This window comes from Nocardioides sp. HDW12B (assembly GCF_011299595.1).
In the GTDB taxonomy this organism is placed as follows: Bacteria; Actinomycetota; Actinomycetes; order Propionibacteriales; family Nocardioidaceae; genus Marmoricola_A.
Genome location: NZ_CP049867.1, coordinates 3157014 through 3179543 on the forward strand (window position 1 = coordinate 3157014; position 22530 = coordinate 3179543).

At 73.4% G+C, this 22530-nt stretch carries 24 protein-coding genes; 11 read left to right on the forward strand and 13 right to left on the reverse strand.

The window, feature by feature from the left end; genetic code table 11:
- The first annotated feature begins 62 nt into the window (after positions 1 to 62).
- The 3 genes from G7072_RS14645 to G7072_RS14655 all read left to right on the forward strand — a co-directional run bounded on the left by G7072_RS14645 (position 63) and on the right by G7072_RS14655 (position 2859).
- Positions 63 to 590: a SigE family RNA polymerase sigma factor gene (locus G7072_RS14645; RefSeq protein WP_166087596.1), complete on the forward strand. Its 528-nt coding sequence runs from the start codon at positions 63 to 65 to the stop codon at positions 588 to 590.
- Position 591: 1 nt separating this feature from the next.
- A complete protein-coding gene (locus G7072_RS14650) occupies positions 592 to 1797 on the forward strand; it encodes a hypothetical protein (protein WP_166087598.1) in 1206 nt (401 codons plus the stop codon).
- 264 nt (positions 1798 to 2061) lie between these two features.
- Positions 2062 to 2859, forward strand: a complete 798-nt coding sequence (locus G7072_RS14655; RefSeq protein ID WP_166087600.1) for a DUF2877 domain-containing protein — start codon at positions 2062 to 2064, stop codon at positions 2857 to 2859.
- Positions 2860 to 2885: 26 nt separating this feature from the next.
- Here G7072_RS14655 and G7072_RS14660 read toward each other — a convergent pair whose 3' ends face one another.
- The 4 genes from G7072_RS14660 to moeZ form a co-directional block, all read right to left on the reverse strand.
- Positions 2886 to 3224, reverse strand: a complete 339-nt coding sequence (locus tag G7072_RS14660) for an MGMT family protein (protein WP_166087602.1) — start codon at positions 3222 to 3224, stop codon at positions 2886 to 2888.
- Between the two features lie 30 nt (positions 3225 to 3254).
- Positions 3255 to 4136, reverse strand: coding sequence for a hypothetical protein (locus tag G7072_RS14665; RefSeq protein ID WP_166087604.1), 882 nt, complete (start codon positions 4134 to 4136; stop codon positions 3255 to 3257).
- A gap of 99 nt (positions 4137 to 4235) precedes the next feature.
- Positions 4236 to 5099: a hypothetical protein gene (locus G7072_RS14670; protein ID WP_166087606.1), complete on the reverse strand. Its 864-nt coding sequence runs from the start codon at positions 5097 to 5099 to the stop codon at positions 4236 to 4238.
- A gap of 121 nt (positions 5100 to 5220) precedes the next feature.
- Positions 5221 to 6423, reverse strand: coding sequence for an adenylyltransferase/sulfurtransferase MoeZ (gene moeZ, locus G7072_RS14675; protein ID WP_166090226.1), 1203 nt, complete (start codon positions 6421 to 6423; stop codon positions 5221 to 5223).
- Between the two features lie 152 nt (positions 6424 to 6575).
- On the opposite strand from moeZ, the gene G7072_RS14680 reads away from it, so the two are divergent.
- Positions 6576 to 7205 carry a TetR/AcrR family transcriptional regulator gene (locus tag G7072_RS14680; protein WP_240916970.1) on the forward strand — a complete coding sequence of 210 codons (630 nt, stop codon included), beginning with the start codon at positions 6576 to 6578 and terminating at the stop codon, positions 7203 to 7205.
- 205 nt (positions 7206 to 7410) lie between these two features.
- Positions 7411 to 7635 carry a DUF3107 domain-containing protein gene (locus tag G7072_RS14685; RefSeq protein ID WP_166087610.1) on the forward strand — a complete coding sequence of 75 codons (225 nt, stop codon included), beginning with the start codon at positions 7411 to 7413 and terminating at the stop codon, positions 7633 to 7635.
- A 366-nt stretch (positions 7636 to 8001) separates the two neighbouring features.
- Here the strand turns inward: G7072_RS14685 and G7072_RS14690 are convergent, their stop codons facing one another.
- The gene (locus G7072_RS14690; protein WP_166087612.1) at positions 8002 to 8745 is read right to left on the reverse strand and encodes a ferritin-like fold-containing protein; all 744 of its coding nucleotides are present in this window, start codon (positions 8743 to 8745) and stop codon (positions 8002 to 8004) included.
- Positions 8746 to 8891: 146 nt separating this feature from the next.
- Between G7072_RS14690 and G7072_RS14695 the strand changes: the two genes are divergently transcribed.
- Entirely contained in the window at positions 8892 to 10364 is a 1473-nt protein-coding gene (locus G7072_RS14695) for a DEAD/DEAH box helicase (protein WP_166087614.1), read from the forward strand.
- A gap of 125 nt (positions 10365 to 10489) precedes the next feature.
- Here the strand turns inward: G7072_RS14695 and G7072_RS14700 are convergent, their stop codons facing one another.
- The gene (locus G7072_RS14700; RefSeq protein WP_166087616.1) at positions 10490 to 11155 is read right to left on the reverse strand and encodes a L,D-transpeptidase; all 666 of its coding nucleotides are present in this window, start codon (positions 11153 to 11155) and stop codon (positions 10490 to 10492) included.
- Complete coding sequence (locus G7072_RS14705) at positions 11152 to 11925, reverse strand: ParA family protein (RefSeq protein WP_166087618.1); 774 nt, start codon at positions 11923 to 11925, stop codon at positions 11152 to 11154. The genes G7072_RS14700 and G7072_RS14705 overlap by 4 nt, the downstream gene beginning before the upstream one ends.
- A 60-nt stretch (positions 11926 to 11985) precedes the next feature.
- Between G7072_RS14705 and G7072_RS14710 the strand changes: the two genes are divergently transcribed.
- On the forward strand, positions 11986 to 12750 hold the full coding sequence (locus tag G7072_RS14710; protein WP_166087620.1) for an SDR family oxidoreductase: 765 nt from the start codon (positions 11986 to 11988) through the stop codon (positions 12748 to 12750).
- A 133-nt stretch (positions 12751 to 12883) separates the two neighbouring features.
- Here G7072_RS14710 and G7072_RS14715 read toward each other — a convergent pair whose 3' ends face one another.
- Together G7072_RS14715 and G7072_RS14720 are read right to left on the reverse strand one after the other, a co-directional pair.
- Entirely contained in the window at positions 12884 to 13762 is an 879-nt protein-coding gene (locus tag G7072_RS14715) for a PHP domain-containing protein (protein WP_166087622.1), read from the reverse strand.
- A 53-nt stretch (positions 13763 to 13815) separates the two neighbouring features.
- Positions 13816 to 14457: a DUF6758 family protein gene (locus tag G7072_RS14720; RefSeq protein ID WP_240916971.1), complete on the reverse strand. Its 642-nt coding sequence runs from the start codon at positions 14455 to 14457 to the stop codon at positions 13816 to 13818.
- Positions 14458 to 14536: 79 nt separating this feature from the next.
- On the opposite strand from G7072_RS14720, the gene G7072_RS14725 reads away from it, so the two are divergent.
- A complete protein-coding gene (locus tag G7072_RS14725; protein ID WP_277343374.1) occupies positions 14537 to 14980 on the forward strand; it encodes an NUDIX domain-containing protein in 444 nt (147 codons plus the stop codon).
- 38 nt (positions 14981 to 15018) lie between these two features.
- On the opposite strand, the gene G7072_RS14730 is transcribed toward G7072_RS14725, so the two are convergent.
- Both G7072_RS14730 and G7072_RS14735 read right to left on the reverse strand, forming a co-directional pair.
- Positions 15019 to 15585: a histidine phosphatase family protein gene (locus G7072_RS14730; RefSeq protein WP_166087626.1), complete on the reverse strand. Its 567-nt coding sequence runs from the start codon at positions 15583 to 15585 to the stop codon at positions 15019 to 15021.
- A 27-nt stretch (positions 15586 to 15612) separates the two neighbouring features.
- Positions 15613 to 16146 (reverse strand): MaoC family dehydratase, encoded by a 534-nt coding sequence (locus tag G7072_RS14735; RefSeq protein ID WP_166087628.1) that lies wholly within the window; start codon positions 16144 to 16146, stop codon positions 15613 to 15615.
- A gap of 127 nt (positions 16147 to 16273) precedes the next feature.
- Between G7072_RS14735 and G7072_RS14740 the strand changes: the two genes are divergently transcribed.
- Positions 16274 to 17377, forward strand: a complete 1104-nt coding sequence (locus tag G7072_RS14740) for a hypothetical protein (protein WP_166087630.1) — start codon at positions 16274 to 16276, stop codon at positions 17375 to 17377.
- A gap of 21 nt (positions 17378 to 17398) precedes the next feature.
- Here G7072_RS14740 and G7072_RS14745 read toward each other — a convergent pair whose 3' ends face one another.
- Positions 17399 to 17629 (reverse strand): DUF5302 domain-containing protein, encoded by a 231-nt coding sequence (locus G7072_RS14745; protein ID WP_166087632.1) that lies wholly within the window; start codon positions 17627 to 17629, stop codon positions 17399 to 17401.
- Positions 17630 to 17747: 118 nt separating this feature from the next.
- Here G7072_RS14745 and G7072_RS20080 point away from each other — a divergent pair, with 118 nt between their 5' ends.
- The gene (locus tag G7072_RS20080; protein ID WP_166087634.1) at positions 17748 to 19664 is read left to right on the forward strand and encodes a class I SAM-dependent methyltransferase; all 1917 of its coding nucleotides are present in this window, start codon (positions 17748 to 17750) and stop codon (positions 19662 to 19664) included.
- A gap of 26 nt (positions 19665 to 19690) precedes the next feature.
- Entirely contained in the window at positions 19691 to 20857 is a 1167-nt protein-coding gene (locus tag G7072_RS14755; protein ID WP_166087636.1) for a glycosyltransferase, read from the forward strand.
- A 9-nt stretch (positions 20858 to 20866) separates the two neighbouring features.
- Here the strand turns inward: G7072_RS14755 and pgm are convergent, their stop codons facing one another.
- A complete protein-coding gene (gene pgm, locus G7072_RS14760) occupies positions 20867 to 22510 on the reverse strand; it encodes a phosphoglucomutase (alpha-D-glucose-1,6-bisphosphate-dependent) (protein WP_166087638.1) in 1644 nt (547 codons plus the stop codon).
- Positions 22511 to 22530: the final 20 nt, after the last annotated feature.

The following is a 22530-nucleotide window of genomic DNA, read 5'->3' on the forward strand; positions in this document are numbered from 1 at the left end:
ATCCGTCCTCCCGTCGCGTCTAACGTTCCGAGGGACCAGACGGGTCCCGGAGACGAGGAACGATGAGCGACACGCGGCACGACGAGTTCGCGGACTTCGCCCACGCGCGCTCCGGCGCGCTCTTCCGCACCGCCTACCTCATGGTCGGCGACCACCAGATGGCCCAGGACCTCCTCCAGGAGGCCCTCACCAAGACCTTCGTCGCCTGGCCCCGGCTGCGCGACGTCGGCAGCGCCGAGCCCTACACGCGCAAGGCGATCGTCACCACGGCGATCTCCTGGAAGCGCCGCAAGGCGTGGTACGGCGAGCGTCCGGTGGAGCACCTCCCCGAGACCGCGGCGCCGGCCGACGACCCGGAGCTGCGCGACCTGGTGTGGCGCGAGCTCCAGGCTCTGCCCGCCCGGCAGCGGGCCGCCCTCGTGCTCCGGTTCTACGAGGACCTCTCGGAAGCACAGATCGCCGAGGCCATGGGCTGTGCCCGCGGCACGGTGAAGAGCCAGATCTCCCAGGGTGTCGCCAAGCTGCGCGCCCGCTTCGGTGACCGTCTCGGCCCCGACCTCGACCTCCTCGTCACCGGAAAGGTGAGCTGACATGACCTCCCTGATCACCGACGTCCTGACCGAGCGCGCCGAGCGCGCCGGGTCCCCCGTCCTCGACCTCGACCGCATCGCCGCCGACGGTGAGCACCGCGCCCGCCGCGCCCGCGTCACGCGCATCGCCGGTGCCAGCGGCGTCGGCCTGCTCGCCGCCGCCACGGTCGGCGCCGTCGTCCTCGCCGGCCTCGACGGCTCCCCCGGACGGAGCGCCACCGGGCCCGACGTGGCGGGCGCACCGTCCTCGGCCCCCGCGGCACCGGTGCCGGTGAGCCGGATGCTGAGCTACGCCACGGGCGAGAGCATCGTGGTGCCGCAGGCCGACCTCGAGCTGCGCGCCGGCAAGCGCGTCGCGTCGTTCGTCCCGGTCGACGACGGCTTCGTCTGGATGGCCCCGGAGGGCGCGGTGTCCTTCCTCCCCTCCGACGGGGGCGCCTCCACGACCATCGGGCTGACCGAACCCTCCGGCGGGGCCCTGAGGGCGGAGAACGACGGCTCGCTCGTGGCGTGGATCGACTTCGCCGTCACCGGCGGTCCCGAGCTCGTCGTCCACGACACCGCGACGGGCGCCGAGGTGCTGCGCACCGGCGAGAACCTCGACGCGGACGCCGACGCCTACCGCGACAGCCCGAACCCGGCCTACGTGTACGCCGTCGACCGCGGCTCGGTCTACTGGCGCAACAGCGCCGGGGCGGTGCGGACCGAGGTCGCCACGGGGCGCAGCGAGGTGCTCGACCCCGACGCCGGCGGCTTCAGGATCGGCGACGTCGCGGCGGGGCAGATCGCGTCGACCGCGTCGACCGGTGAAGGGGACGCACGCGACGACTCCGCCACGCGCGTCGGTCCCGGTCTCAGCGGCGGCACGGTCCTGCCCTGGTCCGGCAACGACCACCTGTCCCCCGACGCCCGCTCCATGTCCTTCGAGGACGAGGACGAGCTCGTCGTGGTCGACGTGGCCACGGGCCGGGAGGTCGGGCCCGAGAACCCGGGCTACGACTACTGGGTGGTGACGCAGTGGGTCGGCTCCGACACGGTGGCCGTCCTCGGCATCCGCGACATCGCCGCCCTGGACAACCCCGACGGCCCCGACACCGCGCCCCTGGAGTTCCTGACCTGCGAGATCCCCGACGGTGCGTGCACCGTGGTCGCGGAGGACGAGATCGACCTCAACGCCTTCGCCATCCCCGTCGGCGAGACGAGCTGATCCGCGCATCGACCCGCGTCCGCGGACGGGGCCTCCTGTGACGGAGGTCCCGTCTGCGGATCCGTGCGCCACGACGCCGGGGGACGACGCTTCGACCCACCCTCTCCGACGCTCGACGGCGGATCCGGGCGCGGCAGGCCCGGGTCGCCGACGGCCCTCCCGGCCGCGCACCGCCGCGTCGCGGCTGCCCCTGTGCCCAAGGGCCCGGAGCGGACATGTCGAGGTACCCGTCCCCCGAAGGAAGAAGCGCTCTAGAGTCAGCGCGTGACGACCCCCTCCGACCCCGGCCTCGTGCACCGCGTGGTGGGGTCCGCGTCCATCTGGGTGCTGGGCCGCGTGGCCGGCCCGCGCCGCGAGGCGCCGGTGCTGTTCTCCGACCCCAACGCGTTGTACGTCGACCTCGAGGGCTTCTGCCTCGGGGTGCTCGGCGCCCGCGCGGTGCAGGTGCCCTGCGGCGTCCGGACGCAGCTGCCCACCCTCAGCACGGTGGACCTCGGCTCGACGGTGGCGGTCGAGGACGGCGGCATCGTCTTCGGCGACACCGAGGTGCTCGTCACCAACATCGTCGACACCACGGTGCCCGTGCTGGCGCCGGAGGTGGCGCTGCGCTGCGGCGCACGGCTGGCCGACCTCGCCGCGGACCGCCTCGACGCTGCCCGCACCGAGCTGGCCGCGGGCGCGCTGGAGCTGCTGGCGGCGGGCGACCCAGCCGGCGCGGACGCGCTCCTGGGTGTCGGGCCCGGCCTGAGCCCCGTCGGCGACGACGTGCTGGCCGGATGGCTCGCCGCGGCCGTGTCGAGCCGGCACCCGGCACTGCCCACGATCCGCAGCGCGGTCGCCCTGACGGCGTCCGAGCGCACCACCCCGCTGTCGGCGACGCTGCTGGGCTGCGCCGCCCGCGGCGAGGGGGTGCCGGAGTTCCGCTCGCTGCTGCTCGGGCTGGCCAACGACAACGACGAGATGACGACCCAGTCGATCGACCTCATGACCTCGGTGCGCCGCAGCACCGGCTCGGCCCTGATCCTCGGCGCCCTCACGGCGCTCACCACGCTCGACGTCTGAGACGAGCGGGGGCCGCGGAGGCGGGCTCAGCCCTCCTCGCCGCGCGCGGCGGTCGGCGCCCAGAACGCGGCCGCGAGGTCCACCCGACCCGACGGGCGCAGCGGCGTGCCCTCGGACCACCAGCACTGCAGGGCCTCCGGCCCGAGGTGCGCCGGAACCGTGCCGTCGGAGCGGATCACCCGCCACCAGGGCACGCCACCGCCCCAGGTCGCCATCACCGACCCGACCTGACGCGGACCGCCGCGCCCCAGGTCACGTCCGAGCGCGTCGGCCACGGCGCCGTACGTCGTCACGCGGCCGGGCGGGACCTGCTCGACGAGCGCGAGCACCGCCTCGACGTACTGCTCGGACCTGGTCGACGCCACCCCGCCGACGCTAGCCGAGGTCGGACGGGCTCAGACCAGGGGTGCGAAGTCGACGGTGCCGCGCACCAGCCGGAGGCCGGCGATGCCGGAGTGCCTCTGGGCGAACTCGAGCGATCGCTTCAGGTCGCTGACGCCGTTGGAGGCCGGCAGCGGCGCGATCGCCACCGTCGACAGCACACCGAACGCCTTGCCGTTCGCGTCGAGGAACCCGCTGCCGGAGTCGCCGGGGATCCCGGGGCTGAGGGTGTAGACGGTGTGCGACCAGCCGCTCGGGTGCGTCTCGACGACCGCGCCGGTCTTCGGCTGCAGGGCGAAGACGCCGGCGCGCAACGAGGAGTTCCCGACCGTGAAGATCTGCTCGCCGCCGGCGAAACCCCCCTGACGCACCCCCGAGGGACCACCGAAGAACGGCACGCTCGGGTTGACCTTGCGGACGTCGTCCGCGGTGACGCGCACCAGCGCGAAGTCGTTGTAGCTGCAAGCAGCGTTGCTCTTCGTGCCGATCGCCCGCATGGTGCGCCACGAGCTGTAGGCGAGCGTTCCCTGGCCCACGGTGGTGCCCTCGGAGCCGGGGTTGCCGTTCTCGACGAAGCGGACCTTGGTGCCGAGCGGCTGCGAGGCGGTGTCGCAGCCGTTGGTGTCGGTGGCCTCGCCCTTACCGGCGCAGTGCGCGGCGTAGCCGACGTACACGCGATCGCGCCGGTCGGTGAAGACGAAGTTGCCGGTGCACTGCGCGCCCGCGGTGTACATCATCACGCCGGGGTTGATCTTCGCCTGGTCCGCGGGCGCCCAGCGCGCCGCGTCCGCCGACGTGGTGGCGCCCGAGGCGACGACGGCGAGGGAGGTCCCGAGCAGGAGCGCCGTGGCGGCACGGGCGACGCGGGAGGAGGGCCGGAGTGTGAGGGCTCGCATGGTCACTCACGATAGATCGGCCCGCCGGTCACGTCCTGGAGTTGGCCAGGACGGACCGACGGGCCGGGTGCTCAGGTGCTGCGCGTCGCGCGCGCCGCGTCAGAGGATCGCGTTGAACGGCTCCGTGCCGAGAGCGAGCTGCAGGCCGCTGATCCCGGAGTTGGCCTGCGCGAAGGACAGCTCGCGGCTCAGGTCGCCCACGCCGTTGCTGCCGGCCACCGGCGCGATGGCCAGGGTGGACAGGGTGCCCAGCGCGTTGCCGTCGGCGTCGAGGAAGGCGCTGCCCGAGTCCCCGGGGACGCCGGGGGTCACGGTGTAGACGCTGTGGCTCCAGCCGCCGCCGGTGGTGCCGAGGCTCGCACCCTGCTTGGGCGAGAGCGCCTCGATGCCGCCGCGCAGGCTCGAGTTGCCGTAGGAGAACACGTCCTCGCCGGCCGTGGTGCCGTTGGACTCGAGCGCCTCCGGGCCGCCCCAGAACGGGACCGAGGGGTTCACGTCGTCGACGAAGGCCGGGTCGACCTTCACCAGCGCGAAGTCGTTGTACTCGCAGGCGTTCGTGTCGGTGGTGCCGGCCTTCTGCATCGCCAGCCAGGAGCTGTAGACCAGGGTGCCGGTGCCGAGCTGGGTGCCGGAGGACACGAGGCTGCCGCCTTCGGAGAACTCGACCTTGGTGCCCAGCGGCAGGGAGCCGGCGTCACAGCCGTTGGTGTCGGTGGCCGCGCCGGTGCCCGCGCAGTGGGCGGCGTAGCCGAGGTAGACGTTGGCGGCAGCGTCGGTGAAGACGAAGTTCGTCGTGCACTGCGAGCCGTCGGTGTAGGCCTGCACACCCGGGTGCAGGGCGGCGCTGTCCGCGGGGGCCCAGGTGGGTGCGGCGCCGGCAGGGGCGCTGGTCGCGGTGAACGCGGCCGCGGAGAGGGCGGCGGTGGACAGGGCGGCGAGGGCGGTACGGACGCGCGTGCGCATTGAACAGGTCTCCTTCGGAGCGGGCAGAGCGGGCGGGGTGTCACTCGCTCAACGAGTGACCCCCGCCACGGTTACTGCCCCTCGGGACCTTGTTCCCTCCCCTTTCGGGGGAACGGCGGCGTCAGTACGACGGCTGCGACGGGTCGATCTGGTTGACCCACGCCACCACGCCGCCGCCGACGTGCACCGCGTCGGCGTACCCGGCGCCCTTGACGATCGCGAGGGTCTCGGCCGAGCGGACGCCGGACTTGCAGTGCATGACGACCTGCTTGTCGCTCGGCAGCTGCTCGAGGGCGGAGCCGTTGAGGAAGTCGCCCTTCGGGATCAGCACCGCGCCCGGGATGTGGTTGATCTCGGCCTCGTTGGGCTCGCGCACGTCGACCAGCACGAAGTCGCGGTCACCGTTCTCGCGCTCCTTGAGCCAGTGCTCCAGCGTGCTCACCGAGATGGTGGCGTCGGCAGCGGCGTCGGCCGCCTCCTCGCTGATCGCACCGCAGAAGGTCTCGTAGTCGATGAGCTCGGTGACCGTCGGGTTGTCGCCGCACAGCGCGCAGCTCGGGTCCTTGCGGACGCGCAGCTTGCGGTACTCCATCTCGAGGGCGTCGTAGATCATGAGCTTGCCGACCAGCGGCTCGCCGATGCCGGCGAGCAGCTTGATGGCCTCGTTGACCTGGATCGAGCCGATGCTGGCGCACAGCACGCCTAGCACGCCGCCCTCGGCGCACGACGGCACCATCCCCGGCGGGGGCGGCTCGGGGTAGAGGCAGCGGTAGCAGGGGGCGTCGACGCCCTCGGCGGTCGGCCAGAAGACCGACGCCTGGCCGTCGAAGCGGTAGATCGAGCCCCAGACGTAGGGCTTGTTCAGGAAGTACGCCGCGTCGTTGACCATGTAGCGCGTCGCGAAGTTGTCGGTGCCGTCGACGATGAGGTCGTAGTCGGCGAAGATCTCGAGCACGTTGTCGTTGTCGAGACGCTCGTTGTGCACGATCACGTTCACCAGCGGGTTGGCCTCCTTGATGGAGTCCCGCGCCGACTCGGCCTTGGGCCGGCCGATGTCGCTCTGCCCGTGGATGATCTGGCGCTGCAGGTTGGACTCGTCGACCTCGTCGAACTCGGCGATGCCGAGCGTGCCGACGCCGGCCGCGGCCAGGTAGAGCAGCGCCGGGGAGCCGAGCCCGCCGGCGCCGATGACCAGCACCTTGGCGTTCTTGAGCCGCTTCTGACCGGTCATCCCGACGTCGGGGATGATCAGGTGCCGGCTGTAGCGGCGTACCTCGTCGATGGTGAGCTCGTCAGCCGGCTCCACCAGGGGCGGCAGGGACACAGCGGGCACATCTACTCCTCGGGCTTCGGGTGCGGTCACCGGGCACAACAGCGGCGACCGGCTTCATGTTCCCGACCTTTGCCCACCACGGCGCGCGAGGTCTCATGATCCGATACGCGGTCCCGGCGTTACCGCGGAGTAGGCTCACGCGGGTGAGCGACACAGACCAGATGCGTCCGCGCGGCGGCCGCCTGCCGCGCAAGGCCCGACGCGCCCAGCTGCTCGACTCCGCCCTCGAGGTGTTCGTCGCCCAGGGCTACCACTCCGCTGCCATGGACGACATCGCCGAGCGCGCTGGTGTCTCCAAGCCGGTGCTCTACCAGCACTTCCCGGGCAAGCTCGACCTCTACCTCGCGCTGCTCGAGCAGTCCTCGGACCGGATCATCGACGCCACCAAGGTGGCGCTCGCCTCGACCACCGACAACAAGCTGCGCGTGATCGCCACCATGCAGGTCTTCTACGACTACGTGGCCAACGCGCAGGGCGCCTTCCGGCTGGTCTTCGAGTCCGACCTGACCAACGAGCCCGCGGTGCGCGCCCAGGTCGACCGGGTCACCTCGGTGTGCGCCGACGAGATCACCCACGTCATCAGCGAGGACACCGGGCTCTCGCCCGAGGCGTCGCGCCTGCTCGCGGTCTCCCTCGTCGGCATGGCCCAGGTCAGCGCGCGCTACTGGCTGGCCGAGGGCGGCGAGATCGACCAGTCCGACGCCGCCCAGCTCGTCGCCGGGCTCGCGTGGCGCGGCATCAGCCGCTTCCCGCGCGCCGACGAGCAGGCCTGACCGCTCGGCGTCCCCGCTCCTCGAGGCCGGTGGTCGAGGCCGCTGCGTCCGCCCGCGTCCGCCCGCGTCCGCCCGCAGCGAACGTCCTGGGCCCAGCCCCCGCCACCTGGCACCGTAGGGTGGACAACGGCCCTCCGGGGCCTGCGCCGGCCCTCGCCGGCGCCCCAGACGCGCACGACAACGCACGACGGAGAGAAGGTCACCGGTGGAGGTCAAGATCGGGGTGCAGTTCGCCAACCGCGAGCTCGTCATCGACAGCCAGGACTCGAGCGACGACATCGAGAAGGCCGTCAGCGCCGCTCTCAGCGGGGAGACCTCGGTGCTCGCCCTCACCGACAGCAAGGGTCGCCGCGTGATCGTCCCGACCGACAAGCTCGCGTACGTCGAGCTGGGGTCGCCCTCCTCGAGCCAGGTCGGCTTCCGCTCCTGACCCACCCGCTGCACGGAGCAGCGAGCGCCAGCCAGCCCGGTGGTCGAGCAGCGAGCGCCAGCGAGCGTCGTCGAGACCGGCCCACCCGCTGCACGGAGCAGCGAGCGCCAGCCAGCCCGGTGGTCGATCTCGACAGGCTCGATCCACGGAGCAGCGAGCGCCAGCGAGCGTCGTCGAGACCCGGTGACCGGGCGCCAGCCAGCCCGGTGGTCGAGCAGCGAGCGCCAGCGAGCGTCGTCGAGACCGGCCCACCCGCTGCACGGAGCAGCGAGCGCCAGCCAGCCCGGTGGTCGATCTCGACAGGCTCGATCCACGGAGCAGCGAGCGCCAGCGAGCGTCGTCGAGACCCGGTGACCGGGCGCCCAGCTACGGCGCCAGGCCCAGCGACTCCATGCGAGCCGTGTGGTTCTCGGTGAGCCGGGTGAAGAGCCGGCTGATCGCCGCCAGGTCCATGCCGGGACGGTCGACGCCGCCCGCCAGCAGGGCCGTCAGCGCGTCCCGCTCGGCCGCGACCCGCTGCGCCTGGGTCAGCGCCTCCCCCATGAGGCGACGCCCCCACAACGCCAGGCGCCCGCCGACCCGGTGGTCCTCGGCGATCGCGGCGCGCACCCGGTCGACGACGAAGGCCGCGTTGCCGGTGTCGCGCAGGTTCTCGATGATGACGCGGCGGGTGTCGGCGTCGAGGAACGCCGCGATCTCGCTGTAGAAGTCCGCGGCCAGGCCGTCACCCACGTAGGCCGTCACCAGCCCCTCGAGCCAGTCCGAGGACGCCGTACGCACGTGGAAGGCGTCGAAGGCCTCCACGAAGGACTGCATCGCCTCGATCGGGTCGGCCCCGAGCTGCTCGAGGTGGTCGCACAGCCGCTCGAAGTTGCCGAGCTCACGCGAGGCCATGCGGGCCAGCTCGGCCTTGTCGCGCAGCAGCGGGGCGGTCGAGGCGTCCTGGGCGAGCCGCTGGAAGGCCGTGATCTCGCCGTACGCGATGGCGCCGAGCAGGTCGACGACCGCCTCCCGGTACACCGGGTCCTGCAGCGCGACGGAGCTCGCGGAGCCGGACGACGCGCCGGGTGGGCCTGCTGGGACGGCCCCCTCGGGCGACGGTTCGGTCATGGGCGCAGCCTACCGATACCATGAGGTGACACTTTCAAGAGACGAAGGCCAAGATCCTGACCACCTTCAGAGACCTCGGGGTCCTCCCCGAGATCGCCGACGCCCTCGAGCGCGGCGGTATCACCACTCCCTTCCCGATCCAGGAGATGACGCTCAGCGTCGCCCTCCTCGGCACCGACCTCATCGGCCAGGCGCGCACCGGCACCGGCAAGACGCTGGCGTTCGGCATCCCGCTGCTGCAGCGCACCGTCGCTCCGCACGACCCCGACCACGAGGACCTCGCTGCCCCCGACAAGCCCCAGGCGCTCGTCGTGGCCCCCACCCGCGAGCTCGCGGTGCAGGTGGCCAACGACCTGAAGCTGGCCGCCACCGACCGCGGCACCCGCATCCTCACCATCTACGGCGGCATGCCCTACGAGCCCCAGCTCGACGCGCTCAAGGCCGGCGTCGAGGTGGTCGTCGGCACGCCCGGTCGGCTGCTCGACCTGGCCAACCGCGGCGCGCTGGACCTCTCGCACGTCAAGGTCCTCGTCCTCGACGAGGCCGACGAGATGCTGGACCTCGGCTTCCTGCCCGACGTCGAGCGCATCCTGTCCAAGACCCCGGCCACCCGGCAGACGATGCTGTTCTCGGCCACCATGCCGGGCGCGATCGTGGCCCTGGCGCGCACCCACATGCGCCACCCGGTGAACATCCGCGCGGAGTCCGCCGCGGAGACCCACATGGTGCCGGCGACCGCGCAGTTCATCTACCAGGTGCACGACCTGGACAAGGTCGAGATGCTCGCCCGCATCCTCCAGGCGGAGAACTCCGGCCTGACGATCTGCTTCACCCGCACCAAGCGCCAGGCGCAGCGGGTGGCCGACGACCTCGCCGAGCGCGGGTTCCCGACCTCGCCGCTGCACGGCGACATGGCGCAGGTGGCCCGTGAGAAGGCGATGGCGAAGTTCCGCGAGGGCAAGGTGCGCGTGCTCGTGGCCACCGACGTCGCGGCCCGCGGCATCGACGTCCAGAACGTCACGCACGTCATCAACTACAACTGCCCCGAGGACGACTCGACCTACGTGCACCGCATCGGCCGCACCGGTCGTGCCGGCGCCACCGGTGTCGCGATCACGTTCGTCGACTGGGCCGACGTGACGCGCTGGAAGGTCATCAACAAGACGCTCGGGCTGCCGTTCGAGGAGCTGGCGGAGACGTACTCGACCTCCGAGCACTTCTTCCACGACCTCGGCATCCCGCGCGACGCCAAGCCCCGCGTCGGTCCTCCGGTCGAGACACCGGGTACGACGATCAAGGCCCGTGGCGGGTCCGGCGGGTCCTCCTCCGGGGGTCGCTCCGGTGGGTCGGGCCGCTCCGGCGGTCGCGACTCGGACGCCGGCTCGTCCGGCTCGTCGGCAGAGCGCCCGGCGCGGAACCGCAACCGGACCCGCAGCCGCACCCGCAGCGGGCAGTCGGTCGACGGTGCTGCCCCGTCGGGCGACTCGACCGGCTCGTCGGCCCCCGCGCCGTCGACGCCGGCGGCCGAGGGCTCGGCCGACCGTCCCCCGCGCAAGCGCAACCGTCGCCGCAGCAGCGGCTCGGGGGCCGGGGCAGCCGCCTCGACCGCCGGCGACTGACCGCGCCACCCCGGCGCGAAACGTCGCGCGTGCACGCGCGAAGCGTCACTCGTGCACGCGCGAGGCGTCACTCGTGCACGCGCGAGACGCCGGCTGTGCAGATCCTGCGCAGCCGGCGACGTACGTCAGGCGGTGACGACCACGGTGGTGCCCACCGGGGCGAAGCGCCACAGCGCCTTCGCGTCGTCGGGCCACTGCCGGATGCACCCGTGGCTCTGGGCCGTCCCCAGCTCGGCGCGGGTCTGCACCTTGCGCCCCTCGGTGTCGATCGGGATGTCGTGGAACCCGATGGCGGCGTTGTCGCCCTGGGTGAAGCGCACCATGAAGCGCATCGAGCCGGAGCCGTCGAAGGCGTAGGCCTGCTCGGAGCGGCTGTAGACCTCGTAGGTGCCCGGGTCGAGGTTGTCGTAGACGCTGCCCGAGACCGGGTAGCTGCGGGCGGCGCGGCCGTTGTCGCGCACCAGCCACACGTGCTGGTCGCTCATGTCGAACACGACCCGGCGTCCCGACCCGCTGTCGGACGGTACGGCGAGCGGGGTCTCGTCACGCTGGACCGACTCCGGGCTGGTGTCCAGCTGCGGGGCGACCTGGGCGGCGGAGTCGTTGGCCGCGCCGGCCAGGGGCGCGTCGTCGCTCTGCGTCACGCCGGTGGCGGGCGGTGCGGCGTACGCCCCGGTGCTGGCGGGTCCACCGACGCCGATGAGCGCGCCGACGACCGCAGTCCCGGTGACCAGGGCCGCCGTCCCCGCGGCGAGGACCCGCCCCCGGCGCACCGTCACCGCTGCGCTCATGCTCCGGCGCCGGCCTTCGCGCGGGTCATCAGGTTGCCGGCCACCTCGCGGTAGGCGTCGGCGCCGCGGTGCTTGCGGGTGGTGCTGAGGATCGACTGCCCGGCGGCGGGCGCCTCGGCGAAGCGGATCGACTTCGGGATCGGCGGCTCGACCACGTCGAGGGAGTAGGCCTCGGAGATGTTGTCCAGCACGGCACGGGCGTGGTTGGTGCGCCCGTCGTACAACGTCGGCAGCACGCCCCAGACCTGGAGCTCGCGGTTGGTGAAGCGGCGTACGTCGTGCACGGTGTCGAGCAGCTGCCCGACGCCGCGGTGCGACAGGGTCTCGCACTGCAGCGGGATGAGCACGCCGGTGGCGGCGGTCAGCGCGGCCACCGTCAGCACGCCGAGGGACGGCGGGCAGTCGAGCAGCACCCAGTCGTACTCCGGCAGCTCGTCGACGGCACCTCGGATGACGTACTCGCGGCCCGTGCGGGTGAGCAGGTCGGCCTCGGCACGCGCCAGCTCGATCGTGGCGGGGAGGAGGTCGATGCCCTCCTCGGTGGTGACGATGACCTCGGTGGGGTCCAGGCCCTTAGTCAGCACGTGGTGCACCGACAGCTCGAGGTCCTCGGGGTCGATGCCCAGGGAGAAGGTGAGGCAGGCCTGGGGGTCGAGGTCGACCAGCAGGACGCGCTGGCCGCGCTCGGCGAGCGCCGCACCCAGCGACGCCACGGTCGTCGTCTTGGCGACGCCGCCCTTCTGGTTCGCGATCGCGAGAACGGTGCTCATGCCGGCATTCTGCCCGAGGGCGTTGCCTCAACCGCGCAGCGTCCATGGAATGCTCGGGGCATGTCGCGCTCCGTCGCCCTCGTCACCGGCGCCACCGCCGGCATCGGCCTCGCCTTCGCCCAGCAGCTCGCCGCCCGTGGCGACGACCTCGTGCTGGTGGCCCGCAACCGCGAACGCCTCGAGGAGGCGGCCGCCACGCTGCGCCGCGAGCACGGCGTCGAGGTCGAGGTGCTCGTCGCCGACCTCGCCGACCGCGCCCAGCTGGCGACCGTCGAGGCGCGGCTCGCCGACCCCGCCCGCCCGGTCGACCTGCTGGTCAACAACGCCGGTTTCGGGCTCAAGCACGGCTTCCTCGACAACGACGTCGAGGCCGAGCAGGAGATGCTCGACGTCCTCGTCACCGCGGTGCTGCGGCTCTCGCACGCGGCGCTGCGGTCCATGGTCGAGCGCGGCAGCGGTGGCGTCATCAACGTCTCCAGCGTGGCCGGCTACCTGCCGCGCGGGACCTACTCGGCGGCCAAGGCCTACGTCACCCAGCTCTCGCAGTGGGCCGACCTGACCTACCGGGACCGCGGCGTGCGCACGATGGCCCTGCTGCCCGGCTTCACCCGCACCGAGTTCCACGAGCGCATCGACGTCGGCCGCGACTCCGCGCCCTCGTGGCTGTGGCTCGACGTCGACCCGCTGGTCGCGACCGCGCTCAAGGACTACGCCCGGGGCCGCTCCATCTCGGTGCCCGACGTCCGCTACAAGGTGCTGGCCAACGTCGCGAAGTACACCCCCGCGAGCCTCCAGGCCCGCTTCCAGACCCTCGGCCGCAAGTAGCCCCGCACACCGCCTCGCGCGGCTGCCGGTTTCCCACGGTATGTCGACGAACTGGCACTCCCCACGCTCCGGACGCCATGGGGAGTGCCAGTTCTCCTGCATACCGTGGGAAACCAGCAGGCCCCAGGAGCGGTCAGGGACGGGTGGGGCGGGTGGGGCGGGTGGGGCGGGCGGCCTGGGCGGCCTCGGCGGCGGCGAGGAGCCGGTCGAGCTGGGCCGGGGCGGTGGTGTTGCAGCCGAGGTCGTGGTCGACCTTGCCGGTGCCGTGGTAGTCGCTGGAGCCGGTGACGACCAGGTCGAGGTCGCGACCGATGGCAGCCAGCTCGGTGCGCTGGGCCGCGTCGTGGTCCTGGTGGTCGACCTCGATGCCGGTCAGCCCCGCCTCCTGCAGCGCGGCGAAGCCGTCGCGGCCCAGGGCACCGTCGCCGTTGCGGCCCCACGGGTGCGCCAGCACGGTGACGCCGCCGGCGTCGCGCACCAGGCCGATCATCGCGACCAGGTCGGCCGCGTCGCGGGCGACGTACGCCGGACGGCCCGGCGAGAGCAGCCGGTCGAAGGCCTCGTCGCGGCTCGCGACGATCCCGTGGTCGACGAGCACGTCGGCGACGTGGGGCCGCCCGAGGGCGGTCGCGCCGGCCGACTTCGCCGCCACCTCCTGCTCGGTGACCGGGTAGCCGAGCTCCTGCAGCTTCGCCACGATCCGCGGCATCCGCTCGTCGCGCCCGCGCAGCACCTCGTCGAGCGCTGCGACCAGCGGTCCGTGACCGGGGTCCGGCAGGTAGCCGAGCAGGTGGGCGCTGCGCCCGGCGTGGCGGCAGCTGATCTCCATGCCCTCGACCAGCCGCAGCCCCTGCGCGTCGGCCTCGGCGCGCGCCTCGTCCCAGCCGACCGCGGTGTCGTGGTCGGTCAGGCCGAGCACGTCGAGTCCGGCCGCCACGGCCTCGCGCACCAGCTCGGTGGGCGTCACGGTCCCGTCCGAGCGGTCGGTGTGGGTGTGGAGGTCGATGCGCACGCATCCAGGCTAGTCGCGCGCGCCGCGCGCGCCGTACGACGTGCGGGGCACGGTCACCAGGCCGGCGGCACGACCCCGAACGGCAGCGCCATCAGCTCGGGACCCAACCCGGACACGTCCAGCACCTCGGGCATCGCCGGCAGCAGCAGCACTGCCGAGGCGGGTCGCACCACCACCCACAGCCACCGTCCCGCAGCCTCGCCGACGAGGACGGCACGGTCCAGCAGCGGCTCGTCGTCGGGCACGCTGACGGCCCACAGCGGCACGGCGTTGCCGTCGACCCGGATCTTGAGCATCGGGGAGCCGACCCCGGCCTCCCGGCCCGGGTCCGTCTGGTCGACGCCGGCCACCCGCGCGCCGAGACCGACGCCCGGCTCCTCGGACACCAGCGCGAGCTCGACCACGCCCTCGGCGTCGCTGGCGCCCACGACCCCCACCACCGCAGCCCGCGGCTCGTCGGTGTCGAGCTCGCCGCGCACGACCCCGAAGTCGGTGACCTGCCAGCCCGGCGGCAGCGGCCAGGGCAGCCAGGTGGCGAGGGGCTCGGCGCGGCCGAGGTACTCCGCGAAGGTCTCGTAGTCGAGGGCCTCCGCCCGCCACAGCGGCGCCAGATCGGCGTGGGTCGGGCACCGCCAGCCCTCGTCACCCTCCAGCACCGACTGCGGGCACCGCGGGCACTCCGGACGCAGCGACATGGGTCAACGGTCGCGGTACGTCGCACCGACGTCAACCGTCCCGGGGCCGTGGACCGTCCCCAGCGCCTACCGTGGCGGCGTGGACGTCGTACGCGTGGCCTGCGCCGGAGCCGTCGTCAGGGACGCGCAGGGCCGGATCCTGCTGGTCCGGCGCGGCACCGAGCCCGGCCGCGGCCTGTGGTCGGTGCCGGGCGGTCGGACGGAGCCCGGCGAGACGAGCGCCGAGGCCGCGGTGCGCGAGGTCCGAGAGGAGACCGGGCTGCGGATCGTCGTCGAGAGACCGGCCGGCACGGTCGAGCGGCCGGGCCCGGGTGGGGTGGTCTACGTGATCGACGACGTCGTCGCGGTGCCCGCCCCCGGGGTCGACCCGACCGACGTGCGGGCCGGGGACGACGCCGACGAGGTCCGCTGGGTCGGGGCCGAGGACCTCGCTCGGCTGGACCGGGCCGGAGCACTGGTCGACGGGCTCGTGGAGGCCCTCAGCGGCTGGGACCTGCTGCCCCGCCCCTCCGGGACGTCGTAGGTCCGGTCGGCGGTAGACCGGACCGGACGGCGCGCGGGTCAGGCGTTCCAGCGGGTGATGACCGGTGAGCCCCGGTCGACGCCGAGCACGCTCACCGTCGCGGTGTCGAGGTGGAGGAAGCGGCCGTGGTCCACCGGCTGGCCGAGCCACCGGGCCGCCAGCACCCGCAGGGCGTGGCCGTGGCTGAAGACGAGCGTGCGCGGGACCTCGCGCGCGGCCGTCACCACCCGGTCGAGCCGGGCGGCCACGTCGTCGGCGCTCTCGCCCCCGGGGGCCGGGTGGGTCCAGATCGACCAGCCCGGCACGGTCTCGCGGATCTCCGGCGTCGAGATGCCCTCGTAGTCGCCGTAGGCCCACTCGACGAGGTCCTCGTCGACCGCGGCGTCGCCGTGACCGGCGAGCTCCGAGGTCCGCCGCGCCCGCAGCCGGGGGCTGGTGAGGACCCGGTCGAAGCTCACCCCGGCCAGCTTCTGCGGCAGTCCGCCCGCCACGCGCTCGCCCTCCTCGGTCAGCGGGAGGTCGGTGACCGAGGTGTGCTTGCCGGAGCGGCTCCACTCGGTCTCGCCGTGCCGGACCAGCCAGAGCTCGCTGTCGTCAGTCGCCATGGGGCCATCCTGCCCCGAACCGGGCGTTCAGTCCTGCTCGGGACCGGGCCAGTTCTTGTCGGCCTGCGGGACGGGGCGGCCGGGCTGCTCCCCGCCGCGCGCCTCGAGGTAGCTGTCCTTGGGCACCATCACCTTGCGGCGGAAGATGCACACGACCTTGCCGTCCTGGTTGTAGCCGATGGTCTCGACGTGCACCACGCCCCGGTCGTCCTTGGACGTCGACTCCCACTTGTCGAGCACCCGCGTCTCGCCGTACAGGGTGTCGCCGTGGAAGGTCGGCGCCACGTGGCGCAGCGACTCGATCTCGAGGTTGGCGATCGCCTTGCCGGAGATGTCGGGCACCGACATGCCGAGCAGGATCGAGTAGACGTAGTTGCCGACCACGACGTTCTTGGCGAACTGCGTGGTCTTCCCCGCGTAGTTCTCGTCGAGGTGCAGCGGGTGGTGGTTCATCGTCAGCAGGCAGAACATGTGGTCGTCGAACTCGGTGACCGTCTTGCCGGGCCAGTGCTTGTAGGTCGCGCCGACCTCGAACTCCTCGTAGCTGCGGCCGAACTGCATGCTCACTCCTGGGTACGCCGACGACTGGGTCGCCTCATCCTGCCAAGCCGAGCCCGCCCGTGGACCCGGTCCCGCGGTGACAGTCACCACACCCGCGGGGTCCCCCGGGGGTCGCTACGCTCGCCCGATGGCCACGCTGCACCTCCACGTCGGTGCTCCCAAGAGCGGCAGCACCTACGTCCAGCAGGCGCTGCACGCCAACGCGCCGGCGCTCGAGGCCGCGGGCACCCTGGTGCCCGGCCGGCGCGTGGACCACTTCCGCCTGTGCGCCTGGACCCTCGACCAGCACACCCTCATGCCGCACCCGCGACGGGTGCGGACCTCGGCGCGCGAGCTCCTCGACGAGACCCGCGCGTGGCTGGCCGGGCCCGGGGACCGGTCCGTGGTCATCAGCCACGAGCTGTTCGCGGCTGCCACCGACGAGCAGATCCGGCGCCTCCAGGAGGAGACGGCCGGCGCCGCCCTGCGGGTCCACTACGTCGCCCGGCCGTTGTCGCGCACGGTGCCGGCGGAGTGGCAGCAGGCCGTCAAGGGCGGCAGCTCGATGACGCTCGGCGACTTCGTCGCGGGGGTGGTGGACCGCTTCGACGCGCACCCCGAGGAGCAGCCGACCATCATCGGCGAGTCCGACGTGGTCGCGAAGTTCGCCGCCCTCCACGACGTGACCCACGTCGTGCCCCGCTGGGCCGGTCGGGTCGGGGCCGAGAACGTCACGGTGGTGACCATGCCGAGGGCGGGCAGCGACCGGACCGAGCTCTGGCGACGATTCCTCTCCGCGACCGGGCTGCCCACCGACGGTCTCCCGGTGCCCGACGACGCGCGGCCGAACGTGTCGCTGGGGGCCGTCGAGGCCGAGGTGCTGCGGCGCGTCAACGCCCTGCGCGCGCCCGGGCCCGGTGGCGTCTCGCCGGACGGCGCGTCCGGTGCCGTACGCCGCCTGGCCCACCGCCTGGTGGAGTCCTCGCCCTCACCGGTGGAGATCGTGCTGCCCGAGCACGCCCGGGACTGGGCGCGCCGTCAGTCCGAGCGGATCGTGGCGCACCTGGAGTCCTCCCCGTGCCTCGTGGTCGGCGACCCGGCCGAGCTGCTGGTCGACGAGTCGGGCGCTGCGACGGGACCGCTGCCCGAGGACCTGGACGCGGAGGTCCTCGCCGAGGCGGCGACGCGCACCGTGGCGGCCCTGCTCGAGGAGCAGGGCCCCGACGCTCCGCCGGCGCCGTCCCGGGCCTGAGCCCGGGCCGGGCGCCCGGCGTCAGGCGCCTCCGCCGCCGGCCTTGCGCCGGTGCATGTGCACGCCTCCGAGCGGGCCGTGGGTGTCGGGCCCGTGGCCCTTCTCCTTCTTGTGGCCGTGCTCGTCGACCCCGCTGACGTGCGCCTTCTTGCGCTCGAGGGCCTCGCGCATCCGGGCCTTGACGTCCTCGCCCGCGCCCCCGTCCGTGCCCTCGTCCGTGCGGCCGGTCTCGTCGTCGTGGTGGTCAGCCATCGTCTGCTCCTCACCGAGCTGCTCGAGCCTGCTGGGACCACGAGCCTGCCACGTCGGCGCTGCCGGGGCCATGCGTTAGATTCGCCGGGCCTCTCCCCCGACCCGAGGACGGACCCGCATGCGAGCTCGAATCGGCAGGGCGCGACGCGCCGCCGTCCGACGTGCGCGCGAGCGCGGCCTGCTCCCCGGTGCCGCGACGTCAGGTGCCACGGCGCCCCTGTCCGCGCCGTCGGGCCCGGCCGTCGGCATGGTCGAGCACTTCTCGCGCCGGCTGGTCGTCGGGTGGATCTCGCTGCCGGCCGACGCGCCCGCGGCCCGCGTCAGCCTGGTCGCCGACGACTTCGTGCTGGCCTCGACCTACGCAACGGCGAGCTCCGCGATGTCGGGCAGCCACAGCGCGCTGCGGGGCGGCAAGGTCAGCACGGACAGCACGGCCAAGAACAGCAAGGACAACGAGACCGCGCCGGGCGACGACGCCGTCGGCACGGCCGAGGACCCGCGCCACGACTGGCAGGGGACCCTGATCAAGGGCCCCGACGACGACCGCCGCAACAGCACCGAGCAGATCCGTGTCTTCTCGTTCCGGGTCCGCGGCATCTGGCCCTACGTCGGTCGGCGGACACAGCTGAGCGTGCAGGTCGACGGGCGGGCGTTGCCGATCTTCCGGCACGGGATGTTCCTGCGGCCCCGCGGCCGCGGCAAGCGCACCCTGCACGAGCTGCGGGAGAAGTTCGCCGAGGGCTACCTGCTGAACCAGCAGGGCCAGGTCGCGCTCTCGAGGACCCTGGACCGGCAGTGGCAGGACGCGATGCTCCGGCTGCACCACCGGGTCCACGAACTCGTCGCCGAGCAGTTCGGCCACCGGACGTTCGCGATCTACGGCACCCTGCTCGGCGCGGTCCGCGAGGGCGGGCCGATCGGTCACGACGCCGACTTCGACACGGCGTACCTCTCGGAGCACACGCACGGCGCGCGGGCCGCGGAGGAGCTGGTCGAGATAGCGCTGGCGCTGGTCGCCGACGGGCTCGAGGTGGAGTGCGGCGCCACCGCGCTGCACGTGTCGGACCCCGGCCGCCCGGGCGAGCGCATCGACCTCTTCCACTGCTACTTCGACGACGAGGGCGCGATCGCCTTCCCGTTCGGGGTGGCCGGCACCACCCCCTTCACCGGCGAGGACTGGGGCGGTCTCACCGCGACCCCGTTCCTGCACGACGAGATCCTGGTGCCGGTGGGCGCCGAGAAGCTCGTGGCCCACCTGTACGGCGACGACTGGCAGCGACCCAAGCCGGGCTTCAACTGGGCCATCGACCGCACCGGGTGGTCCGTCGAGGGCCGGCTCAGCACCGAGCAGCAGACGAAGGTGCACTGGGCGAACTTCTACAGCCGCAACCGCTTCACCGACGGCTCGTCGTTCTGCCGCTTCGTCCTCGAGCGCGAGGACGCCCCCCGGCACCTCGTCGACATCGGCTGCGGCGACGGCCGCGACGCCCGCGCGCTGGCGGCTGCGGGCAAGACCGTCCTGGGTCTCGACGCCTCGCCGGAGGGCGTACGACGCGCCCGCGAGAGCGCCCGGGAGGCCGGCCTCGACGAGCGCGCCTCCTTCGAGGTCTGCGACGTCACCGACCTCGACGCCGTCGAGCGGCTGCTGGGGTCGATGACCGCACGCACCGACGGCCCGGTCGGCTTCTACCTGCGCTTCTTCCTGCACGCGATCCCGGAGCGCGCCCAGGACGACCTGCTGCGCCAGGTCGCCGCGTCGGCCCGCCCGGGCGACCTCCTGCTGGCGGAGTTCCGCACGCTCGGCGACGAGGGGCAGCACAAGGCGCACGGCAAGCACTACCGCCGCTACCAGGACGCCGAGGTCTTCCGCGAGCAGCTCGGGCCGCGCTACGGCTTCGCGGTGCAGTACTTCCAGGAGTCGCGCGGGCTCTCGCCGTACGGCGACGAGGACCCGATGCTCTGCCGGGTCGTGGCCCGGCGTGCCGACACCCGGCTCCTCGGCACCGCGCACCAGCCCGCCTTCCCGGCCGGGTAGCACCGGCAGGACGCGAGGCTGTGCGGATGGAGGACCAGGGGGCGCCGGACCCGCGACGCACCGTCGTGCTGCTGGCGCGCCACCTCGACGGCTCCGGGGGCGTGACGCGCAGCGTGAGCAACCTGGCCAACGCCCTGGCCGGTGCCGGGCTCGACGTCTCGCTGGTCGCGCTCTTCCGTCGCGGCAGGCCCCGCTACGAGCTCGACGAGCGGATCGCCGTCAGCTACCTGCGCAGCCTGCGGCCGCGCGCGCTGGCCAACCTCGGGCCCCGGGCGCAGGCGCTGGACGCCCGACCGAGCGAGCTGTGCGACCCGGGCGAGGGCATGACGGCCCTGACCGACCGCCGGCTGGAGACCTTCCTGCGCGAGCTCGGTCCCTGCACCCTGGTCACCCACCGTCCGCCGCTGCACCAGGCGGCCGCCCGGTGGGCACCTGAGCACGTGGTGACGCTGGCGGTCGAGCACACGTCCTTCGAGATCCGCGAGGGCTACGACATCGAGGCGATCACCGCCGCCCTGCCGTCGCTCGACCGGCTCGTCCTGCTCACCGAGGAGAACCGCGCCGCCTGGCGCGCCCACCTCGGGTCGGACGACCGGCTCGCGACGATCCCCAACGCCGTACCCATGGCGCTGCCCACGGGGCGGCCGCGGGAGTCCTGGGACGCCCCGGTCGTCGTCGCCGCCGGCACCCTGATGCCGCTCAAGGGCTTCGACCACCTCGTGCGCGCCTTCGCCCCGCTGGTGCCCGAGCTGCCCGCGTGGCGGCTGCGCATCTTCGGGCGCGGGTCCGAGCGCGCGCCGCTGGAGCAGCTGGTGGCCGACCTCGGCGTGGGGGCGTCCGTCGAGCTCGCCGGCTTCACCTCCTCCCTCGAGCAGGAGATGCTCGCGTCCTCGGTCTATGCCATCTCCTCGTCCAGCGAGGGCCTGCCGATGGTGATGCTCGAGGCGATGAGCGCCGCCCTGCCCGTCGCCGCGCTCGACTGCAGCGGCGTGCGCGAGCTGGTCGACGACGGCTCGACGGGGCTGCTGGTGCCGCAGGGCGACGAGGCAGCCCTCACCGACGCGCTCCGGCGGCTGATGACCGACACCGACCTCCGCCGCCGCTTCGGGCTGGCCGGGCAGGCGCTGGCCGCCCGCTACGGCCCCGGCAGCGTGGCCGCGCAGTGGCGCGCGCTGATCGACCAGCTGGCCTGAGCCCGTCCCTCAGCCGAGGGCGGCCGAGACCACCTCGCGGGCCGCCTCCTGGACCTCGGCGAGGTGGTCGGCGCCGCGGAACGACTCGGCGTAGATCTTGTAGACGTCCTCGGTGCCCGAGGGGCGCGCGGCGAACCAGGCGCTCTCGGTGGTCACCTTCAGGCCGCCGACCTTGGCGCCGTTGCCCGGGGCCTCGGTCAGCTTGGCGGTGATCGCCTCACCGGCCAGCTCGGTCGCGGTCACGTCCTCGGGCGACAGCTTGGCCAGCTTGGCCTTCTGCTCCCGGTCGGCCGGCGCGTCCACCCGGGCGTACGCCGGCGCGCCGTGCTGCGCGGTGAGGTCGGCGTAGTGCTCGCTGGGCGAGCGCCCGGTGCGGCCCTGGATCTCCGAGGCCAGCAGCGCCAGCAGGATGCCGTCCTTGTCGGTCGTCCACACCGAGCCGTCGCGACGCAGGAAGGACGCCCCGGCGGACTCCTCGCCGCCGAAGGCGACCGAGCCGTCGAGCAGGCCGGGCACGAACCACTTGAAGCCGACCGGCACCTCGCGCAGCGTGCGGCCCAGCGACTCCGCGACGCGGTCGATCATCGACGACGACACCAGCGTCTTGCCGATCGCGGCACCCTCGGGCCAGTCCGGGCGTGCCCCGCCGTAGAGGTACTGGATGGCCACGGCCAGGAAGTGGTTCGGGTTCATCAGCCCCCCGTCGGGGGTGACGATGCCGTGGCGGTCGGCGTCGGCGTCGTTGCCGGTGGCGATCTGGAACCGGTCCTTGCTGCCGATGAGCGAGGCCATCGCCGAGGGCGAGGAGCAGTCCATGCGGATCTTGCCGTCCCAGTCCAGCGTCATGAAGCGCCAGGTGGGGTCGACCAGCGGGTTGACGACCGTGAGGTCGAGACGGTGACGCTCGGCGATCTCGCCCCAGTAGTGGACCGCGGCCCCGCCCAGCGGGTCGGCGCCGATCCGCACCCCCGCCTCCCGCACGACGTCGAGGTCGAGCACCGCGGGCAGGTCGTCGACGTAGGTCCCGAGGAAGTCGTACGCCGTCGCGCCGGCCCGCGCGCGACCGAACGGCACCCGCTTCACCCCGTCGAGGTCGGCCTCGATGTAGGCGTTGGCGGCGTCGGCGATCCACCCGGTGGCGTCGGAGTCGGCCGGTCCGCCGTGGGGCGGGTTGTACTTGAACCCGCCGTCGCGGGGCGGGTTGTGCGAGGGCGTGACGACGATGCCGTCGGCGAGGCCCCGCGCGTCCGTCCCCTTGCCCCGGTTGGCGCGCAGGATCGCGTGGGAGACCGCCGGCGTCGGGGTGTAGCCGTCGCGGTCGTCGACCATCACGGTCACGTCGTTGGCGGCCAGCACCTCGATCGCGGTGGCCCAGGCCGGCTCGGAGAGCCCGTGGGTGTCGCGCCCGAGGAAGAGCGGCCCGTCGGTGCCCTGCTCGCGCCGGTAGTCGCAGATGGCCTGCGTGGTGGCGAGGATGTGGGCCTCGTTGAAGGCGGTGTCGAGGCTGCTGCCGCGGTGCCCGGAGGTGCCGAAGGCGACCCGCTGCCCGATCTCGGCCGGGTCGGGACGGCCGGTGTAGTAGGCCGTGACCAGGTGGGCGACGTCGACGAGGTCGGAGGGCTCGGCGGGCTGACCGGCGCGCGGGTTGCTCATGGGTCGACCCTAGACCGGCA

Bases quoted from the DNA above. Each gene is read 5' to 3' on its own strand.
- G7072_RS14645 (WP_166087596.1), top strand. From the start codon at position 63: ATGAGCGACACGCGGCACGACGAGTTCGCGGACTTCGCCCACGCGCGC.
- G7072_RS14650 (WP_166087598.1), top strand. From the start codon at position 592: ATGACCTCCCTGATCACCGACGTCCTGACCGAGCGCGCCGAGCGCGCC.
- G7072_RS14665 (WP_166087604.1), bottom strand. From the start codon at position 4,136: ATGCGAGCCCTCACACTCCGGCCCTCCTCCCGCGTCGCCCGTGCCGCC.
- G7072_RS14670 (WP_166087606.1), bottom strand. From the start codon at position 5,099: ATGCGCACGCGCGTCCGTACCGCCCTCGCCGCCCTGTCCACCGCCGCC.
- G7072_RS14690 (WP_166087612.1), bottom strand. From the start codon at position 8,745: ATGACCGAACCGTCGCCCGAGGGGGCCGTCCCAGCAGGCCCACCCGGC.
- G7072_RS14695 (WP_166087614.1), top strand. From the start codon at position 8,892: ATGACGCTCAGCGTCGCCCTCCTCGGCACCGACCTCATCGGCCAGGCG.
- G7072_RS14700 (WP_166087616.1), bottom strand. From the start codon at position 11,155: ATGAGCGCAGCGGTGACGGTGCGCCGGGGGCGGGTCCTCGCCGCGGGG.
- G7072_RS14705 (WP_166087618.1), bottom strand. From the start codon at position 11,925: ATGAGCACCGTTCTCGCGATCGCGAACCAGAAGGGCGGCGTCGCCAAG.
- G7072_RS14710 (WP_166087620.1), top strand. From the start codon at position 11,986: ATGTCGCGCTCCGTCGCCCTCGTCACCGGCGCCACCGCCGGCATCGGC.
- G7072_RS14720 (WP_240916971.1), bottom strand. From the start codon at position 14,457: ATGTCGCTGCGTCCGGAGTGCCCGCGGTGCCCGCAGTCGGTGCTGGAG.
- G7072_RS14730 (WP_166087626.1), bottom strand. From the start codon at position 15,585: ATGGCGACTGACGACAGCGAGCTCTGGCTGGTCCGGCACGGCGAGACC.
- G7072_RS14735 (WP_166087628.1), bottom strand. From the start codon at position 16,146: ATGCAGTTCGGCCGCAGCTACGAGGAGTTCGAGGTCGGCGCGACCTAC.
- G7072_RS14740 (WP_166087630.1), top strand. From the start codon at position 16,274: ATGGCCACGCTGCACCTCCACGTCGGTGCTCCCAAGAGCGGCAGCACC.
- G7072_RS14745 (WP_166087632.1), bottom strand. From the start codon at position 17,629: ATGGCTGACCACCACGACGACGAGACCGGCCGCACGGACGAGGGCACG.
- G7072_RS20080 (WP_166087634.1), top strand. From the start codon at position 17,748: ATGCGAGCTCGAATCGGCAGGGCGCGACGCGCCGCCGTCCGACGTGCG.
- G7072_RS14755 (WP_166087636.1), top strand. From the start codon at position 19,691: ATGGAGGACCAGGGGGCGCCGGACCCGCGACGCACCGTCGTGCTGCTG.
- pgm (WP_166087638.1), bottom strand. From the start codon at position 22,510: ATGAGCAACCCGCGCGCCGGTCAGCCCGCCGAGCCCTCCGACCTCGTC.